The organism is Ancylomarina sp. YFZ004 (assembly GCF_054254355.1).
The window spans coordinates 213107-234150 of the sequence record NZ_JBTCHQ010000009.1; the positions used below are offsets into that span (position 1 = coordinate 213107).

Here is a 21044-nt window from a genome sequence, read left to right on the forward strand (position 1 = left end):
TTGAAAAAGTTACTACAATACATATTATCGTTTTTATTTCTATTCATACTAGGGCTGTCTTTTAATGATAGCTCTTTGAAAGCAAATGCCTACTCTTTTGATAATCTGCAGCAGGATAGCACCCTCGTGAAGGGTGAGAAACAAATTAAGAATGCGAAATCACCTTTTAATAAGGCTAAAAAGAAGAGTGCAAAGGATGAAAAATTACCTTATACTTTCGATGATGAAGATGATACGAAACTAAAGGTTAATCAAGCAAAATCGCCTTTATATCTTAAGGATCCAGCTAATATCGAAACAACGATTGTTTATGATCCCGTAACAGGTCATTATATTCTGAAGAAGCGAATCGGAGGAATAGATTATAGAAATTCAACTTCTTTGACGAAAGCAGAGTTTCAAGCTCAGCAGAATCAGGCCACACTTAGAGATTATTGGATGGAACGTATTTCATCTGATAGGAATGTTCGTGGTGTTGATCAGCGTTCTTTTTTAGGCTCAAAGGTATTTGGGAAGTTATTTGGTAACACAGCTATTTCAATTAAGCCACAGGGTGCTGCTGAACTAAGTTTTGGTATCAGTACAACGAAAGTTGATAACCCTACCATTCCTGAGGAACTAAGAAAAACAACCAGTTTCGATTTCAACGAGAAGATACAAATGAGTGTATCGGGTAAGGTGGGTGATATTCTTTCGATGGAAGTGAATTATAACACCGAAGCTACTTTCGACTATGAAAATCAGATGAAGTTGGAGTATAATGGTGATGAAGATAATATCATTAGAAAGGTTGAAGCAGGTAATGTGTCGATGCCAATTTCGAATACTTTAATTACTGGAGGTCAGAATCTATTTGGTGTAAAAACAGAGATGCAGTTTGGAAAACTTTCTGTAGCCTCAGTTTTTTCTCAGCAGAAAGGGGAAACCAAGGTTGTGAATATGGAGAATGGAGCTCAAAAAAGTGAGTTCGAAGTTTCCGCGGATAGATACGAAGCCAATCGTCACTTCTTTCTATCGAAATATTTTTACGATAACTTCGATCAAGCCATGGCTAAATTGCCCGTTGTGAGTTCGGCAGTTACCATTAATAAGATTGAGGTTTGGATTACTAATAAAAATTCGAATTTTGAGAATTCTCGAAATTTTGTTGGACTTGTTGATCTAGGTGAAAGTTACCCTCAAGGGGAATATCCTGATAATGAAAAAGATGCTTCGAATAGTAGTTTCTACACACAGTTTACAGAGGGAGCATTTAATGGCGTACGAGATATCAATCAGGTTACTAATGTTTTAAATGGAAGTTTAACTGCTGGTTCAGATTATGAGAAAGTTGAAAATGCTCGACTATTATCTGAATCTGAATATACTTTAAATCGACGTCTGGGTTATATATCATTAAATCAATCTCTAAATGGAGATGAAGTTTTAGCTGTTGCATATCAGTATACAGCTCATGGTGAAGTCTATCAAGTTGGTGAATTAACGAGTTCAAGTGTTAGTGCACCTCAATCTTTGATTCTTAAATTGATTAAAGGTACTAATCTCAATCCTTCCTTGATAAAGACTTGGAGATTGATGATGAAGAATATCTATAACATTGGAGCTTATCAGGTTAATTCTGAGGATTTCCGTTTAGATGTTTTGTATCAGAATGATCAGGCTGGTTCGCAATTGAATTATATTGATACGGATGGGAGTGGTAAGAATGAAATTTTATTGAGTCTAATGAATCTTGATAACTTGAACTCTCAACTAGATCCTAGTCCTGATGGCATGTTTGACTTCATTGATGCTCTAACGATTTACCCTAATAAAGGACGTATCATCTTCCCATCTATAGAACCTTTTGGTTCTTATTTGCGTTCGAAAATTTCTAATAATGCCATTGCTGATAAATATGCTTTTGATGAATTGTATTCAAAAACTCAAAACGAAGCTCAGCAAATAGCCGAAAAAAATAAATTTGCTTTAAAAGGAAGTTACAAGTCAAGCGGAGGATCTGAAATCTCTCTGAATGCTTTAAATGTACAACCTGGGTCGGTTGATGTTAAGGCAGGAGGAATCAAATTGATCGAGAATATTGACTATACAGTTGATTATACATTAGGACGTGTTAAGATTATTAATCAAGCCCTTTTAGAAGCAGGAACACCAATCTCAATTTCATCAGAAAGTAATTCATTATTCAATATACAGACTAAAACATTGGTTGGTGTTCAGATGGACTATCAATTTAATAATGATTTTAACATGGGTGCAACGGTGATGCATCTATCAGAACAACCCCTAACTCAGAAGGTGAATATTGGTGATGAGCCTATTTCCAACACCATTTGGGGATTGAATGGTAGCTATAGAACAGAATCGATGTTCTTGACTAATTTGGTTGATAAACTTCCATTTATCGAAACAAAAGAGCCATCTCAAATTTCTATTGAAGGAGAGTTCGCACAATTAGTTCCAGGACATAATAAGGCGATTGGAAGTTCAGGTACAGCTTATATTGACGATTTTGAGGGAACAGAAACCTCAATTGATATGAAGAATTATAATTCTTGGGTTTTAGCCAGTACGCCACAAAATCATCCTGATTTTCCGGAAGGCGACTTTAATAATGATCTTGCATATGGGTACAACCGTTCTAAATTAGCCTGGTATGTTATCGACCCACTTTTTAATAGAAATACGTCTTCTACACCAGCACATATTCGTTCGGATAAGGAACAATTATCGAATCATTACGTTCGTGAGGTTTATGAGGAAGAGATTTGGCCCAATAAGGAAACGGCAACGGGTATACCTACTAATATTTCGGTTCTAAACTTAGCTTATTACCCTTCTGAAAAGGGACCTTACAATTACGATGTTGATGGACAAGCTAATGTTTCAACGGGTATGAATACTGATGGTACGCTGAAAGATCCTGAAACCCGCTGGGGTGGTATTATGCGTAAGATTGAAACCAACGACTTTGAGGCTGCTAATATTGCTTATGTAGAGTTTTGGATGATGGATCCATTTGTGTATGATAATACACATAAGGGAGGGGATATCTTACTGAATCTTGGTAATATTTCGGAAGATATTTTGAGGGACTCACGAAAAGGTTTCGAGAATGGTCTACCTACAAGTAGTAATATTGTTTTAGTTGATTCAACTGCTTGGGGGCGTGTTCCATTAGTTCAATCCTTGGTTAATGCCTTTGATAATGATAATGAATCTCGAAAGTTTCAGGATGTTGGGATGGATGGATTAGCAACTGAAGATGAAAAAACATTCTTTGATACGTATATTTTAAATATTCAGAATTCTGCAAATTTAGGTGCAGGTTCAAAAGCCTACTCTGATGCGACAACTGACCCATCGAGTGATAACTTCCATTATTTTAGAGGAAGTGATTTCGATGCAAATGAGTTAAGTATTCTTGAGAGATATAAAAACTTTAATGGGCCTGAAGGTAATTCGCCTACGGCTGATTTATCACAAGAGTCATACCCAACATCAGCAACAACGATACCAGATGTTGAGGATATCAATCATGATAATACCCTTAGCGAAACAGAAGCGTATTACGAATACAAAATTCACCTTGCTCCAAATGAGATGCAGGTTGGTCAAAACTTTATTGTGAATAAGGTTGAGAGCACGGTTGATCTTGCCAATGGGACAAAAGAAACTGTTAACTGGTTTCAATTCAAAGTTCCTGTAGAGGATTACGATGGTAAATTGGGTAACATCAACGATTTTACTTCGATTCGTTTCATGAGAATGATGCTGAAAAACTTTGACGAGGAAGTGATTTTACGTTTTGCAAGCTTGGATTTAGTTCGAGATGATTGGAGAAAATATGACCAAACACTACGTCCTGATTTAGCACCACCAGGAGAAGATACTCGTTTCGAAATATCAGCCGTGAATATCGAAGAAAATGCAGAGAAAGAGCCTGTCAATTACGTCTTGCCTCCTGGTATCGATCGTGTTGTTGACCCAAGTAATCCTCAATTGTTGCAATTAAATGAACAAGCGATTCAATTAAAAGTGACTGGATTGAAAGAAGGGGATGCTAGAGCAGCCTACAAAACTCTGAATATGGATATTCGTAAGTATGGTAAGCTAAAAATGGATGTTCATGCTGAAAGGATTGAGAATCTAAATTTGGAAGATGATGATTTGAGAGTCTTTATCCGAATGGGCTCCGATTATCAGAACAATTACTACGAATATGAGATTCCATTGAAGATTACGCCTTTTGGGCGATATACCAATACTAATTTGGAGGATAGATTGATCGTTTGGCCTGATGCCAATCGCTTCGATTTCGATTTGAAATTATTCTCCGGGATTAAACAAATTAGGAATAATGAAATGCGTAAGACATCTCCTACAGCTAATATGACGGATGTTTTTAGTAGAAATGTAAATGAATTGGACAATAATGCAACACCTATAAGTGAAAATAATCAGGTTAGTATTAAAGGTAATCCAAACTTAGCTAACGTCCGTACGGTGATGATTGGTATTAGATACCCTCAAGAGGGAATGGATGATGGGGAAATAAAAGCTGTAGAAATTTGGTTGAATGAGCTTCGTCTGACTGACTTTGATGAAAAAGGTGGTTGGGCTGCAAACTTGAGAGTCACAACGAAACTGGCTGATCTGGGAACACTAACTTGGGCAGGTAATAGAATGACTGCAGGTTTTGGTGGCATTGAAGATGGTGTGAACAGTCGAAATAAGGAAGATATTTTCCAATATGACTTCTCTGCTAGTTTAGAATTGGGTAAATTTTTCCCAGAGAAATCTGGTGTAAGAATACCAATGTACTATGCCATTTCTGAAGAAACCGCGAATCCAGAGTATAATCCTCTTGATCCAGATATACCTCTTGATGTCGCACTTAGTCAAGCTGCGAATAAGAGGGAACGCGATTCAATTAAGCATATAGCACAGGATTATACCAAGCGTAAGAGTTTCAATTTGACAAATGTTCGTATTGAAAAGCAAGATGGTAAAGCGAAGCTCTTAGATGTTTCAAATCTGTCTGCGACTTATTCCTTTAACGAAACGTATTCTCGTAATGTAAATAAGGTGCGCGATTTGGAGAAGAATTATCGTGGCGTATTGAATTATACTTATAGTTCACGACCAAAGAATTATTCTCCATTTAAGAAATCTAAATCCTTAAAATCACCTTATCTGCGTTTATTACGCGATTTTAATTTCTATTTGATGCCTACTCAGGTTTCTGTTCGATCAGATATTCAAAGGTATTACAGAGAGGTTGAGACTAGAAATATTGAGCAGCCAGATCTATTGATAAAACCAACCTATGATAAAAATTTCAATTGGTATCGTTATTATGATTTGAAGTATAACTTGACTAAAAACTTGAAGTTTGATTTTTCAGCAACTAATACATCTCGTATCGATGAGCCAGATGGTATCGTTGATAAAGATAGGGATAGAGATGCGTACAATATTTGGAAAGATTCAATCTGGAATAATCTTATGGATGGTGGACGTAATGTTCAATATCATCACAATTTTAATGTCACCTATAAAGTGCCGATTAATAAGATTCCATTCTTGAATTGGACTTCATTGACGACCCGATACACTGGATCATATGATTGGAATGCAGGCGCAATATTAGAGGATGAGACAATCAATCATGGAAACACGGTTCGTAACTCGAATAATATTCAGTTGAATGGTCAATTGAATATGGTTAACCTTTATAATAAGTCTAAATTCCTAAAGAGAGTCAATCGGAAGTATAGTGGAACGCGACGATATAAAACCAAGAGCAAAAAATTCGAAAAAGTAAGTTTTGAAGGTGAAATAGACGAACTAAAAGCAAATGTAGGTAAGTCTGTTTATCACAAATTAGGAACGAAAGATATTCAGCTTAAAGTTTATGATCTGGAAGGAAAAGAAGTTCGAGTAGAGTATCGTGCCCTTTCTGGTAATCGTGCGAGAGTCATTTCAAAAAAATCATTGAAAAACGCTAGAGTAAGAATTAGTGGTAGAGTAGAAGAGAGAGATAATCTATTTGTGAAGGCCGGTGAAGGTATACTTAGATTGGGAATGAGTGTGAGAAATATTTCTTTGGGATATTCTGAAACCAATTCAACAACCCTACCTGGTTACTTACCACAAACAAATTTCTTTGGTGGTGAAACTTATAATGGTTCTAAAGCTCCAGGATTTAATTTCCTAATTGGTAATCAGGATAGAAATTTCGCAGCAGATGCAGCTCGTAAAGGTTGGATAACAACTGATCCTTCACTGAATGCTCCGTTTGTTATGACACATACCGAAAACTTCACATTTAGATCGACTATTGAGCCTATTAAAGGCTTGAAGATAAATTTGAATGCCAATAGAACTTATTCAAAGAATACGAATGAGTTTTATATTTACAATGAAGAAAATTCAACTGTTGATCAACCGATCTTCGATGCTAAGAATAAGACCTTAACTGGTAATTTTAGTATGACTTTCATGAGTATGAAGTCAGCTTTCTTTAGCATTGGAAATACAGGAGATTATTCCTCAACTTATTTTAATGAGTTTCTGGATGTAAGAAAATCTGAATCTTTACGCCTAGCAAAACAACGTTGGGGTGAAGGTTTTGATGAACATCCAATTCTTGATTCAAAAGATAAAGAAACAGGTTTTTATGAAGGGTATGGACCAACTTCTCAAGAAGTGCTTATTCCAGCCTTCTTGAAAGCTTATGGTGGAGGAGGAAGTAAGTATAACAAGCTCTTCCCAGGTATAGATAAGTTGATGCCGAACTGGCGAGTTACATTTGATGGTTTATCAAAAATTCCAATAGTGAAGCGCTATTTCAAGTCGATTAATATGAATCATTCTTATACTTCGACATACAATATTGGTTCCTATAATAACAACCTTGATTTTACAGGTGATGATGATAATTTCGATTTAATCGATAATTACCTTCCAATATATGAGGCGAATTCAGTTTCGATAAACGAACAGTTCAATCCATTGATCAATATCGATATGATGTGGAAAAACAATTTCACAACGACATTTGAAATGAAACGAACTCGCAATTTGATTCTAAGTCTTGCAAATACCCAATTGACTGAAGTTGCTTCTAGTGAATTCATCTTTGGATTAGGTTATCGCTTTGATAATCTGGGATTGATTATAGGATCAGGTTCTGGACAGAAGAAGTATAATAGTAACTTGAATTTACGTGGCGATTTATCTATCAGAAAGAATAACACGATTATTAGAAAGATTGTTGATGAAGTTGATCAGTTGACCTCAGGTCAGAAGGTTGTGACCATAAAGATGTCTGCAGATTATGTATTGAGTAGTCGTTTTAACTTGAGATTGTATTACGATAGAATCGTAAACGAACCTTATGTATCTCTTTCTTATCCAACTACAACAACTGAATTTGGTGTAAGTGTGCGTTTTACCTTAGCTCAATAGACTTATGTCCAACAACATAAACAAAAGCTTATTTTGAAATAAGAGTTTATTCAATAGTTAGAAAAAAAATGTAAATTTGGGGCAAATAATGAACCAGATATAAACAAGAATTAATCATGAACGTACCTGAAAATTTAAAGTTTACAAAAGATCACGAATGGATTCGTGTTGAAGGTGATGCTGCCTTTATTGGTGTTACTGATTTTGCTCAAGGAGAATTAGGAGATATCGTTTTTATCGAAGTTGAAACTGAAGGTGAGACTTTGGATAGAGAAGAAGTTTTTGGAACTATTGAAGCTGTAAAAACTGTTTCTGATATGTTCATGCCATTGAGTGGTGAAGTATTGGAGTTCAACGAAAAGTTGGAAGATAATCCAGAACTTGTTAACTCTGATCCTTATGGTGAAGGTTGGATCATTAAAGTTAATGTTGCAGAAGTTTCAGAACTTGAAGATCTATTAACTGCTGAGCAGTACAAAGAATTACTTTAATAGTATTCTTACAATATAGAAAAACCCTCATACCATTGGTATGAGGGTTTTTTAGCATATAGCAGTTCTTAGGTTTATAAACTAAAATAAACGCCTAGTCCAACAAATCCATTATTCTCTTTAAATGAGTAATTGAATTCTGGCTGTATTCCCCACATTTTAGATGAACGGTACTTTAAGAAGATTCTGGCTGTGTTTTCACCATAAATATGACCTTCTTGATGAATAAGATATCCGAAGCCTGCACCAACCCACTCTTCACGCTTGTAGTCTTTAGCAATATTCACATCCATAATGGCATCTAGGAAGCCATTATACTTAACCGAATGTTCATTGTTAAGATCTGCTTGACCAAAAGCTTTTAATTGGTAACGCGCCGCTATTCTTATTGCTGAATTCTGTTTGTGATTAAAGTTCATACCCAAAAGAGCACCCATATCCGCCGAAAATTGACCTTTAATAAGACTTGTTCCTACTTGTGGATAAAAGTTTAAAGACATATGTCTAGTTCTTTCCATTCGTCTAGGTTGATATGCACTTTGTTGTTTGAGTTCTCCCTCAATTAATTTATACTGCAAATTTGTATGAAAACGATACAAACGCTTTTTCATAAAGTTTGAACGCTCAGAACGAATAAGTTGTTTTATATTCTGAATGCTCAATGTTTCGATATCAGATATTTTATTTAAATAAAATCTTACTTTCCAGCGCTGATAATCAAGCTCTAGAATATGTTGCCACTGCGTTTGTGATACTAATTTACCGTTCTCGAGTTGATATTCTCTATGTTTTGTTGGTTTTACGCGCTCAGTAACTGATAGGACATGATTTCTCTGTGCCAGCAATTTATTGACGCTATCCATTCGTATTTTAATATTTTTTTTTCTTTCTTCTTTTGTTTTGCTTTTAAAATTCTTAATAGAATCACTCACGTGAAAATGCGACAATATGCTGAAAAAATTATACCGATCAAATCTAGACTTCAGAGTAATTTTATACTTTGTGTCATCTTCAAAAGAAAGGTCTTTTATTTTTTCCTTGAGTAGTTTGAAGTTTGAATCAAATGGATTCCAGAAATACTTCTCAAATTTTTGTTCGTCTTCTCTAAATAAATCGTACCACTGATATATAAATTCAACTTTCTGACCTTTTGTTAAATCTATAGAAAGTGTATCCTTGTATTGTGGGCGATGTCCCATATAGTTATCAGGAGAGTTGAAACCTTTACCTTGTCCATTTGCTTGCCATGCTATGCTTAAAAGGAGGCAAATTTTGATGAATATTTTCATGTTGATAATTTTTAATTGTTTAAAAGCTTTCTAATTTTTTTAGAAAGTGCTGCTGAATTTTTTTCACTGATGTTATTATTGGCCAATGTTTCACTTTCATAAACAACAGGAAGATCGAGTTCCGGTAACTTTCTTTCCTGCAGTTCGGGTTTTGTATTTATTGTGATATATCGTATTGTGATGTGTTCTGTTTCAATCTTATTTTTAAAGACGATGGGTTGATTAATAATAATTGTTGGCATAGCGACCAAGCGCACAATTTTTGGTTCATTGTTTATTTGCTTCCTCATATCTTTTAAGGAGTCGGTCAATATGTTTTTTGAAGCTATTTGTTGTTCTGATTCATTTGTAATTGAAACAATCATATTTTGTTGCCGATTAAGCTCATTGCTTTGGTAACGGATTGTTCTTTGCTGTTCATAGTTCCAATATCCCGAAGAGGATATTACCAGAATCAGAATGGCTACAGCCAAGTGCCATTTTCGATTTGACCTTTCAGCTATTTTTGTTTCTAAAGATTGGTAGATACGATCTTTTCGAAATATAATATTGTCAGGGGTATTTGTTTGACCCTTTAAGTGTTTTCTAATTATTTCATCCAATAAGTTCGCCTTCATAATCAAATGATTTTAATTGTTGTTTTAAGGTATGTCTTGCTCTTGAAAGTTGTGAACGCGATGCACTTTCACTTATATTTAAATTCTTAGCTATTTCTTTATGTGAATAGCCTTCTATAACGTATAGATTAAAAACAGTTCGATACCCGTCTGGTAGATTCCTAACTAATCTCAAGCATGATTCTAGTTCTAGCTTAATTTCTATTTCGGGTACTAGCAATATCGATCTGTTATTAATATCATGATCATCTGATAAAGTCATTCGTTTTTGTTCTCTCAAGAATAATAAACTTTCATTTACCATGATTCGATTCAGCCAACCAAGAGTTGCTTTTTCATTTTCATATTTGAAATGATCTAATCCTTCATAAGCTTTAATAAATCCCCTTTGTAAAACTTCTTCTGCATCAAATTGAGAAACGACATATCGTAGAACTAAAAGAAAGAGTCTTTCTGAATAGGATTCATAGAGTCTATTAAAAACAGCTTTCTTATTTTTTTTGAAGAGTCTTAGCATTTAACTATTGAGTTATCGAATTATCAATTATTAAAATTCACCATTCCTATTTCCTCTATTGCTATAGATATGGAGACTTCTCTAATTTACTTATAGAATACATAAAGTTGACAAAACGCTGCATCAAGTTTAAAAAATAATTTCACATAAGTATATTCTAATGTAAAGTACGTAGTTGTTGCCCTTGAAAGAGAATGAGCAATGTCTTGATTATTGCTGGGGAATGTATAGTAATAGAGCGTAGTCTATTTTCGATTGAAGTTAATTGGGTAGGGGCGTTGAAAAACTGTTATACAAACAGATGCAATTATTGAATTTATATTTCAGAATTTGGCACAAAAAAAAGCAGTCCATAAGGACTGCTTTTTAAAAATATGTTTTGAGCTATTATTTTAGCTTCTTAGCAACTTCTACTTCTTCAAAAGCTTCTACCATGTCACCAATCTTAATGTCGTTGAATTTATCGATATTCAAACCACACTCGTAACCTTTAGCAACTTCCTTAGCATCGTCTTTGAAACGTTTCAATGAACCAAGTAATCCAGAGTAAATTACAATACCCTCACGGATTAAGCGGATTCTAGAGTTACGCTTGATCTTACCATCACGAACAATACAACCTGCAATAGTACCAACTTTAGTAATTTCGAAAGTTTCAGTAACTTCAACAGTAGCCACAATTTCTTCCTTAATTTCAGGAGAAAGCATACCTTCCATTGCTGATTTCAACTCTTCGATAGCATCGTAGATAATTGAGTACAATCTGATATCGATTTCCTCTTTCTCTGCAATCTTTCTAGCTCCAATTGATGGTCTAACTTGGAAACCAATAATAATCGCATTCGATGCAGTAGCAAGCATTACATCAGACTCAGAAATCTGTCCAACAGCCTTATGAATCACGTTCACCTGAATTTCTTCAGTAGAAAGCTTGATTAATGAATCAGAAAGTGCCTCGATAGAACCATCAACATCACCCTTCACAATCACGTTAAGCTCCTGGAAGTTTCCAATTGCAATACGACGACCAATTTCAGCAAGAGTAATATGTTTCTGAGTTCTCAGACCCTGCTCTCTTTGTAACTGCTCACGCTTATTAGCAATTCCACGCGCATCTTTTTCACTTTCCATTACGTTGAAGTTGTCACCCGCTTGTGGTGCACCATTCAAACCAAGAACTAACGCTGGTTCCGAAGGACCAACTGAGTCAATTTTCTGTCCACGCTCGTTAAACATAGCCTTAACGTGACCAGTATAACTACCCGCTAGTAGAATATCACCAACTTTTAGAGTTCCAGCTTGAACCAATAAAGTTGTAACGTAACCTCTACCTTTATCTAGTGATGATTCAATTACTGAACCAATAGCACGTTTCTTTGGATTTGCTTTCAATTCAAGCATCTCAGCTTCAAGTAATACTTTTTCAAGTAACTCTTCGATGTTAACACCGTTTTTAGCTGATATCTCTTGACACTGATATTTACCACCCCAGTCTTCAACCAGGTAGTTCATAGTAGCAAGTTCACTTTTAATTCTTTCTGGATCTGCACCATCTTTGTCGATTTTATTAATCGCAAATACGATAGGTACACCAGCAGCACTAGCGTGATTGATTGCCTCAATTGTTTGTGGCATCACGTTATCATCAGCAGCTACAATAATAATAGCAATATCGGTTACTTGTGCACCACGTGCACGCATCGCTGTAAAGGCTTCGTGACCTGGAGTATCAAGGAAAGAAACACGTCTTCCATCGTCAAGTTTTACGTTGTAAGCACCAATATGCTGAGTAATACCCCCTGCTTCACCTTGAATTACGTTCGCATGACGTACGTAGTCAAGTAATGAAGTCTTACCGTGGTCAACATGACCCATTACGGTAACAATAGGAGCTCTGGAAATTAAATCTTCTTCCTTATCAACTTCTTCTTCAATTGATTCTTGAATTTCAACACTTACGAATTCAGCTTCAAAACCAAACTCATCAGCAACAACAGAAATTGTTTCAGCATCCAATCGTTGATTGATTGATACAAAAAGACCAAGTCCCATACATGTACCAATAATTTGAGTTGCTGTAACCTCCATCATCGAAGCAAGTTCACTTACTGTAACGAATTCTGTAAGCTTAATTGTGTTCTTTTCAGCTTCTTTCTTTTCATCGATTTCTTGCTGTCTAACACTTACCATATCGCGTTTGTCACGACGGTGTTTAGATTTTTTTGTTTTTCCACCCTTAGATGTCAATCTAGCTAGAGTATCTTTAATTTGCTTCTGAACATCTTCTTCAGTAACCTCTCTTTTGACAGGGGCCTTTTTCTTCAGCTTATTAAATTTCGAATCTCTTACTGGTCTTCCAGAAGTACTACCTGTAGCAGCTGCTCGCGCAGCTCCAGCACCTGTACCTCTAGGACGAGGTACTCCTTTTTGTGCAGCAACATTTACTTTTTCGCCATCCTTCTTAATACGCTTACGTTTCTTGCGCTGGTTTTTGGCTTTGTCTTTATCTACCTGAGAAGTCTTCTTTTCAACTGGTAGTTCAATCTTACCAATAACTGTAGGACCAGTTAATCTTTGAGTTGACGATTTGAAAATCTCTTCTTCTTTTTTCTCAGGCTTAGCAACAGGTGTAGTCGCAGAAGCAGCAGCAGGTGTTGCTTTAGTTTCAACAGCAGGCTTTGCTTTAGTTTCAACAGCAGGTTTTGCTTTAGTTTCAACAACAGGCTTTGCAGTTGGAGGAGTAACAGTTTTTTGTTTCTCTTTTCTTTCTACATCCTTTTCTGCTTTAGTTTTCTTAGCAGGGCGGGTTCTTTGATTCATTGCATTCAAATCAATTTTCCCGATGACTTTAAATTCATCTTTTTTGTCAGAAGATTTTGCTTCTGATTTTGCTTCCTCTTTTTTAGGCGATTCCATTTTAACAGATTGTTCTTCGGGACTAGCTTCCGAAGGTTGTTTAGTTTTCTCTTTAGATTCAGCCTTAGGTTTAGCAATTTTTTCTTCAGATACAGGAGTTTCATCTTTCTTCACAGGCTCCTTCTCAACTTTCGATTCCTTTACCTTTGCTTCTTCTTTCTTTCTTGGTTTTGACACAGCTTCTAAATCGATTTTACCAACCACTTTAACAGCGCTTTTTGGCTCTTCTACTTTAGCTATTTCTTCAGTTTTTTCTTGCACCACAGGTTCTGAACCTTCTAAATATACAGGCTCTTTCTTCTCTCGTGTGCTCTTCAGATTTACTTTCTCGGATTCCTTCTTCAGATTAATATCTGAACTGTACTCTTTTGCAAGAATATCATAAGCCTCTCCGGACACTTTATTATTAGGATTTGAATCCATTTCAATTCCTTTTTTATTTAAGAATTCCACAATGGTAGTAATACCTACATTGAATTCTCGTGCTAGTTTACTAAGTCTTATATTTTTATTGACTTTTGTCATATTCTGAAGTTAACTGTTAAAATGTCTGTATCTTAAACTAAAAATATCGAGGATAGAAAATGTTTATTCAAACTCTGATTTCAAAATATTTAAGACTTCTTCAATAGTCTCGATCTCAAGATCTGTTCTCTTTTCTAGTTCCTCTGCTGTAAGTTCCAACACAGAACGGGCAGTGTCGCAACCAATTTTCTTAAACTCTTCGATGACCCACGCTTCAATCTCATCACTAAATTCGGATAAGTTTACATCTTCGACGCCTTCAACTTCATTTTCTACTTTCTCACGATAAACGTCGATTTCGTAACCTGTAAGTTGACCAGCAAGTTTAATATTTAAACCACCCTTACCAATAGCCAATGAGACTTCTTCTGGGTTTAAGTATACTTCAGCTCTGTTTGTTTCATCGTTAAATTTAACCGAGTTAACTTTAGCTGGGTTAAGTGAACGTGAAATAAACAATGAAGTATTTGTTGTATAATTAATAACATCAATATTTTCGTTTTTCAACTCACGAACGATACCGTGGATTCTCGATCCCTTCATACCAACGCAAGCTCCAACAGGATCAATACGCTCATCATATGATTCTACTGCAACCTTAGCTCTTTCACCAGGAACACGAACAATATTTTTGATTGTAATTAATCCGTCGAAAATCTCAGGAACCTCAAGCTCAAATAAACGCTCAAGGAATACTGTAGATGTTCTTGATATAATAATAAGAGGACTATTGTTTTTCACTTCAACACGAACAACAACAGCTCTTAAAGATTCACCTTTACGGAAGTAATCTGAAGGGATTTGTTCCTCTTTAGGCATGATTAACTCATTACCATCATCATCGATAACAAGAATCTCTTTTTTCCAAATCTGATAAACTTCACCAGTAATAATCTCACCAATTCTATCCTTATAGATATTGAAGATATTATCTTTCTCAAGCTCCATAATACGAGCTGATAAATTCTGACGAAGTGTTAAAATTGAACGTCGCCCAAAATCTAAGAACTTAACTTCGTCTGTTACTTCTTCACCTAATTCATACTCTTCATCAATTTTCTTAGCTTCAGATAGTGAAATTTGTAGATTTTCATCTTCAATATCTCCATCCTTAACAACTTCACGATTTCTCCAAATCTCCAAATCACCCTTGTCTGGGTTAATGATGATATCAAAGTTTTCATCGGTACCGTAATTTTTCAATAGAAGGTTTCGGAATACATCTTCCAAAACACTCATCATGGTAGCACGATCGATGTTTTTTAACTCTTTAAATTCTGAAAAAGTTTCAATAAGATTCATATGACTCAGCGATTCACTTGTTAAAAAGTAATTATATCTTTTGTTGATTTTATATGTTCGAAGTTGAACGTAAGTGTTTTGGTCATTAGTTGCTTCTTTTTCTTCCCTTCAACCTTAACTAATTCCTCAACCTCTACTTCAATTTCGGTTTCTCCAACGACTAATAATTTGCCGTTGAATTTGTTGCCATCCACCGTAAGGATCTCAACTTCTTTTCCTACATTTTTATGATATTGTTGTATCACTTGAAAAGTTTGTCCAATTCCTGCTGTAGATACTGATAGTTCAAAATCTTCAACCTCTCTGTCTAACTGACCTTCAATTGCACGGCTTAATTCGATACATGTAATGATTGGGACGCCAACAAGGCTATCAATCATCACAGAAATAGTATTGTTAGAAGAGACCTTAGTTTCGACTAAATAAAGATCGCTATTTTCGATCTCTTTTTCAATAATTCCCTGTATTGTTTTTTTGTCAATCATAAAGGAGTTGCTTTCAATAAAATAGGGGACTTTGTTGTCCCCTAAAGCACATGTAAATTGTTACTTTTCGCTGCGAAATTAGATATATTTGTTTTAATATGCAAATCACTCGTGTCTAAATTATTGTTTTCTAATTGTTAATGGGTTTTTCTTTCTTTTGAATTTAGTGATTTGATGTTAAATGCGAAAGCTTGTATCTCTTTTTGTTACATTTGTTAATATGTGATTCTAAATTTGTTTGAATAGCTCAATATATCCTAAAGACGATTAGGATGTGAGAGGTTTGTAGGGAGCGAATTGCATAAAGGTGAATTAAATGCTGACAGTCTAAATTTTAAAATATGAAGCATAAAGTACTGAGTGATCCAATTCATGGTTTTATCCATATTCCATCAGGGCTTCCCCACGAATTAGTTGAGCATCCCTTTTTTCAACGTTTGCGTCATATTAAACAACTTGGAATGACTTTTTTGGTTTTTCCTGGCGCTAATCATAACAGATTTCAACACGTTTTGGGTGCAACTTATCTGACTCAAATGGCATTAGAATCCCTTCAGTCTAAAGGGGTAGAGATTAGTTATGAGGAATCGGAGGCTGTTAAAACAGCTATTCTTTTACATGACATTGGTCACGGACCTTTTTCTCATGCTCTTGAGTATAGTATTGTTGACGGTATAACGCATGAAAAATTGTCGGAGTTGTTTATGGATCGTTTGAATTCAGAGTTTGATGGACGATTGGATTTAGCTATTCAGATTTTTAAAAATGAATACCATAAGCCCTTCTTACATCAATTAGTTTCCAGTCAACTTGATATGGATCGCTTAGATTATTTGCGACGTGATAGTTTTTTTACGGGTGTAAGTGAGGGGTCGATTGGATCGACTAGAATTATAAAAATGCTCGATGTGGTAGATGGGAATTTAGCTGTTGAAGCAAAAGGAATTTATTCCATCGAAAAATTTCTCATTGCCCGAAGATTCATGTATTGGCAAGTGTATTTGCATAAAACGAGTCTGGCAGCAGAGGAAATGTTAGTTAGAATACTCAAAAGAGCAAAATACTTGGCTGGGAAAGGCGAAGATTTGTTTGGAACGCCATCTTTACGTTATTTTTTGTACAATAAAGTCGGCTTAAGACAATTTAAAAGCAAAGAAAAAGTAGTCGGAAATAAAGATGCACTCGAAATTTTTGCAGACCTGGATGATAACGATATTATGGTATCGATAAAGGTCTGGGCCGATCATTCCGACAAAGTTTTATCTTACCTATGTAAAGCGATGAAGGATAGGGTGCTTTTTAAAATTGAAATTGAGAAAAAGCCTTTCCCAAAGGATTATGTGGCTGGTGTACGTAAGAAAGTAAAAGATCAATTAGGCTGTTCAAATCATGCGTTGGATTATCTGGTTATTAAAGGATCCATTACGAATAATGCTTACAGCAGAGATGATGATAGGATAAATATCCTTTTTAAGGATGGTAGCCAACAGGATATTGGAGAAGCATCTGATATGTTAAATATTTCAGTCCTTTCTAAAACAGTCAAAAAATACTATCTCTGCTACCCAAAGTTTTAAGTTTGTTTAAGGAGCTTGTATTTAGCTAAGTAGTCTTGTGCCTCATTCGTTATATATCAATTTAAATCTTTTTTTATTAAAATGGTAATGCTAAATCATTGTATATATTAAGATGATTGTACAGGCTTTATGAGCTAAATTTTTATAGCCTTAAAATATTTATTAGATTTGCGTAAATTTTGCCTAATAAAACCGAGTTCTAGAACTGTCTATGATTCAGGCTTATGTTTTCTCATTAAGTCGATAATTAGATCTTAAAATCATAATTAAGAAAGATCTAAACTTCAGTGGTTTTTCATGATAAACATTCTGTGTTTACCTATTCATAAGGCATTTAGAAAATATAGAGATGAATTTTACAGCAAATGATATTGCAGAGTTTCTGAATGGTGAGGTCGATGGCGACGGAACAGTTTCAGTAAACAATGTATCCAGAATTGAAGAAGGTGAGCCAGGAACTCTTTCGTTTTTAGCAAATCCTAAATACGTGCATTATATTTATGAAACTAAATCGTCTATTGTTTTAGTCAATAAAGATTTTGTCGCTGATCAAAAAATTGATGCAACTTTAATTCGCGTTGAAGATGCTTATCAGGCTTTAGCACAATTGTTAGAGATGTATGAGCAGAGCAAGCCTCAGCATGTTGGTATTGAACAACCTTCTTTTGTTAGTAAAACGGCACAGGTAGGAGAACAAGTTTATATTGGAGCTTTTGCTTATGTTGGTAGCAATGTGAAGCTAGGTAAGAATGTAAAGCTTTATCCTCATGTTTATATTGGCGACAATGTAACTATTGGTGATAACACGATTTTAAATTCAGGTGTTAAAGTATACCAGAATTGCGAAATTGGAGCGGAATGTATTTTTCACTCAGGTGTCGTAATTGGCGGCGATGGTTTCGGATTTGCTCCTTCATCAGCTAACGATTATAAAAAAGTGCCTCAGGTAGGTAATGTGATTATTGAAGATCATGTTGAGATTGGGGCTAATACGTGTGTGGATAGAGCAACTATGGGCTCAACCATCATTCGTAAAGGGGTGAAATTAGATAATCTAATTCAGGTCGCTCACAACGTTGAAATTGATGAGAATACGGTAATTGCTTCTCAAACAGGAATTGCAGGAAGTACTAAAATCGGTAAGAATTGTATGATTGGCGGACAAGTTGGTTTTGCCGGACATCTTACCATTACAGATGAAGTAAAAATAGCAGCGCAATCTGGTCTTGGAAAAAATATTAAAAAAGTTGGTACCGTTGTTCAAGGATCACCAGCTTTTGATTTTGGACCTTACCAAAAATCATATGTATTATTCAAGAATCTTCCGAAAATGCGTGAGCAAATCATGACATTGGAGAAAGAGTTGAAAGAATTGAAAAAATAAATTATCTAAGTAGCGTTGAATTGTAGAATTATAAATGCGATTTAAATCTTAGCTAAGAACAAGCGTATTGAATAAGTAGAATGGCTGATAAACAAAGAACTTTAGCAAAAGAATTTTCTCTTTCGGGAAAAGGTTTACATACAGGAGTAGAGGTTTCAATTAAATTTCTGCCTGCACCAGAGAATCATGGTTACCAATTTAGAAGAGTTGACCTTGAAGGACAACCAACGCTAAAAGCAAGTGCCGAGTATGTTGGTGATACTTCTAGAGGAACTGTCTTAGAAAAGGGTGAGGTTAAGGTTCAAACAGTTGAGCATGCCTTATCGGCTCTGTATGGTTTAGGTGTTGACAACTGCATGATTGAGATGAATTCTCCAGAGCCTCCTATCTTGGATGGAAGTGCCAGGTTTTACGTAGAAGGAATTGAAGAAGTTGGAATCGTGGAACAAGATGCGATTCGTGAATACTACCTTGTAAAAGAGAAGATTACTTATAAGGATGAAGCTCGTGGATCAGAAATAATAATCCTTCCTGATGATGAGTTTAGCGTAAATGCAATGATTTCTTTTGACTCAAAGGTCCTTAGAAATCAATTTGCAAGTATGAATAGCTTGAGCGAATACAAAGATGAAATTTCGATGTGTCGTACTTTTGTTTTTGTTCGTGAGTTAGAGTTTCTTTTGAATAACAACCTTGTAAAAGGTGGCGATTTGGATAATGCAATTGTCATTATGGATCAGCCAATGGAGCAAGCCGAGCTAGATCGTATAGCGAATTTGTTCGATCACGAAAGTGTTGAAGTAAAAGAAGGCGTTCTAAGTAATATAGATTTGTATTTCGATAACGAATGTGCTCGTCACAAGTTACTTGATGTAATTGGTGATTTAGCACTTTGTGGTAAGTTTATAAAGGGTAGAGTGATTGCAACCTGCCCGGGTCATGGTCCTAATACCGAAATGGCTAAAGTATTAATCAATAGAATTAAAAAAGAGATGGGAAAAGATTCAGTACCGGCTTACGATCCTAATAAAGAGCCTGTTTTAGACATTAATGGGGTAATGAAATTATTACCACATCGTCCTCCATTTTTGATGGTTGACAAAATCATCGATATTCAAAGTGATAGTATCGTAGGAGTTAAGAATGTTTCAATGAACGAACCATTTTTTGTTGGTCACTTCCCGGGAGAACCTGTAATGCCTGGTGTCTTAATGGTTGAAGCTATGGCACAATGTGGTGGTATTTTGGTTTTAAGTCAGGTTGATAATCCGGATGAATATGGAACTTACTTTTTGACTCAAAACAACATCAAGTTTAGAAAAAAAGTTGTTCCTGGTGATACCTTAATTTTCAAATTAGAATTCTTGTCGCCTATCCGTCGTGGCATTGCTAATATGAGAGGTATAGCTTACGTGGGTGATACCATTGTAGCTGAAGGTGAATTTATGGCTCAGATCGCTAAGAAGAAATAACCTTTGTTATTTTTCTTGATTACTGACTAGAATAGAAATTTTCAACTATCGGAAAGAAGACTAAGGCTCCTGTTCTTATTCTTCCGAAGTGTAAATAAAAAATATAAAATGAAGCAACCCTTAGCTTATGTACATCCCGAGGCAAAAATTGCCGACAATGTGGTTATCGAGCCTTTCGTAACCATCGATAAGGATGTTGTGATTCTAGAAGGAACACGTATTGGTTCAAATGCAACCATTCTTGAAGGAACTAGAATTGGGAAAAACTGTAATGTATTTCCTGGTGCTGTAATAGGTGCTGTACCTCAAGATTTGAAATTTCGTGGTGAAAAAACGACTGTTGAGATTGGAAACAATACAACCATTCGTGAATGTGTAACCATTAACAGAGGAACATCTGCAAAAGGTAAAACCATTATTGGTGATAACTGTTTGTTGATGGCTTATTCTCATATTGCTCACGATAGTGTACTTGGTAACAATATTATCATTGGTAATGCTTCTCAGATTGCTGGTGAAGTTGTGATCGACGATTATGCCATTCTTAGTGGTCTTGTTGCTGTACATCAATTTGTACATATCGGATCTCATGTAATGGTCTCAGGTGGATCATTGGTTCGTAAAGATATTCCTCCATTTGTGAAAGCGGCTCGTGAGCCAGTTTCATATGTTGGAGTTAACTCAATAGGTTTACGTCGTCGTGAGTATTCTAACGAAAAAATTCGTGAGATTCAGGATGTGTACCGTTACTTATACCAAAAAGGAATGAATAATCATGCAGCAATTGAAGCTATCGAAGCTGAAATGCCTGCTTCGCCAGAGCGTGATGAAATTATTCTTTTTGTAAAGAATTCTAAACGAGGTATTATGCGTGGGTATTTCCCAGAGTAAGATCTTGATAATATCATATATAAAGCGCTTGTTTCAATCTCGAAACAAGCGCTTTTTTTGTCTATTTATAACCTGACAGGTTTAATGTGCGAGATGTAAGTAAAC

The 21044-nt window shown here is 35.5% G+C and carries 12 protein-coding genes; 6 read left to right on the plus strand and 6 right to left on the minus strand.

Translation table 11 applies throughout. From position 1 onward, the window contains the following. Positions 1–7473, plus strand: a complete 7473-nt coding sequence (gene sov, locus ACXR6G_RS14810) for a T9SS outer membrane translocon Sov/SprA (protein WP_458362219.1) — start codon at positions 1–3, stop codon at positions 7471–7473. Between the two features lie 116 nt (positions 7474–7589). Then, the gene (gcvH, locus tag ACXR6G_RS14815; protein ID WP_458362220.1) at positions 7590–7964 is read left to right on the plus strand and encodes a glycine cleavage system protein GcvH; all 375 of its coding nucleotides are present in this window, start codon (positions 7590–7592) and stop codon (positions 7962–7964) included. A 74-nt stretch (positions 7965–8038) separates the two neighbouring features. On the opposite strand, the gene ACXR6G_RS14820 is transcribed toward gcvH, so the two are convergent. From ACXR6G_RS14820 to rimP, 6 genes are all read right to left on the minus strand, one after another. After that, complete coding sequence (locus tag ACXR6G_RS14820; protein ID WP_458362221.1) at positions 8039–9253, minus strand: hypothetical protein; 1215 nt, start codon at positions 9251–9253, stop codon at positions 8039–8041. Between the two features lie 11 nt (positions 9254–9264). Continuing rightward, positions 9265–9870 carry a hypothetical protein gene (locus ACXR6G_RS14825; RefSeq protein ID WP_458362222.1) on the minus strand — a complete coding sequence of 202 codons (606 nt, stop codon included), beginning with the start codon at positions 9868–9870 and terminating at the stop codon, positions 9265–9267. Continuing rightward, positions 9848–10387 (minus strand): RNA polymerase sigma factor, encoded by a 540-nt coding sequence (locus tag ACXR6G_RS14830; RefSeq protein ID WP_458362223.1) that lies wholly within the window; start codon positions 10385–10387, stop codon positions 9848–9850. Before ACXR6G_RS14830 ends, ACXR6G_RS14825 begins: the two co-directional genes overlap by 23 nt. 387 nt (positions 10388–10774) lie before the next feature. Further along, positions 10775–13828, minus strand: coding sequence for a translation initiation factor IF-2 (gene infB, locus ACXR6G_RS14835; RefSeq protein WP_458362224.1), 3054 nt, complete (start codon positions 13826–13828; stop codon positions 10775–10777). A gap of 63 nt (positions 13829–13891) precedes the next feature. Further along, positions 13892–15130, minus strand: a complete 1239-nt coding sequence (gene nusA / locus ACXR6G_RS14840) for a transcription termination factor NusA (RefSeq protein ID WP_458362225.1) — start codon at positions 15128–15130, stop codon at positions 13892–13894. 20 nt (positions 15131–15150) lie between these two features. Next, on the minus strand, positions 15151–15615 hold the full coding sequence (gene rimP, locus ACXR6G_RS14845) for a ribosome assembly cofactor RimP (RefSeq protein WP_458362226.1): 465 nt from the start codon (positions 15613–15615) through the stop codon (positions 15151–15153). A gap of 341 nt (positions 15616–15956) precedes the next feature. Here rimP and ACXR6G_RS14850 point away from each other — a divergent pair, with 341 nt between their 5' ends. The 4 genes from ACXR6G_RS14850 (at position 15957) to lpxA (ending at position 20939) form a co-directional block, all read left to right on the plus strand. Next, positions 15957–17192 (plus strand): HD domain-containing protein, encoded by a 1236-nt coding sequence (locus ACXR6G_RS14850; protein ID WP_458362227.1) that lies wholly within the window; start codon positions 15957–15959, stop codon positions 17190–17192. A 349-nt stretch (positions 17193–17541) separates the two neighbouring features. Continuing rightward, the gene (gene lpxD / locus ACXR6G_RS14855; protein WP_458362228.1) at positions 17542–18576 is read left to right on the plus strand and encodes a UDP-3-O-(3-hydroxymyristoyl)glucosamine N-acyltransferase; all 1035 of its coding nucleotides are present in this window, start codon (positions 17542–17544) and stop codon (positions 18574–18576) included. A gap of 80 nt (positions 18577–18656) precedes the next feature. Then, positions 18657–20048 carry a bifunctional UDP-3-O-[3-hydroxymyristoyl] N-acetylglucosamine deacetylase/3-hydroxyacyl-ACP dehydratase gene (locus ACXR6G_RS14860; protein ID WP_458362229.1) on the plus strand — a complete coding sequence of 464 codons (1392 nt, stop codon included), beginning with the start codon at positions 18657–18659 and terminating at the stop codon, positions 20046–20048. Positions 20049–20156: 108 nt separating this feature from the next. Next, positions 20157–20939, plus strand: coding sequence for an acyl-ACP--UDP-N-acetylglucosamine O-acyltransferase (gene lpxA / locus ACXR6G_RS14865; RefSeq protein ID WP_372640421.1), 783 nt, complete (start codon positions 20157–20159; stop codon positions 20937–20939). The last annotated feature ends 105 nt before the right edge of the window (positions 20940–21044 follow it).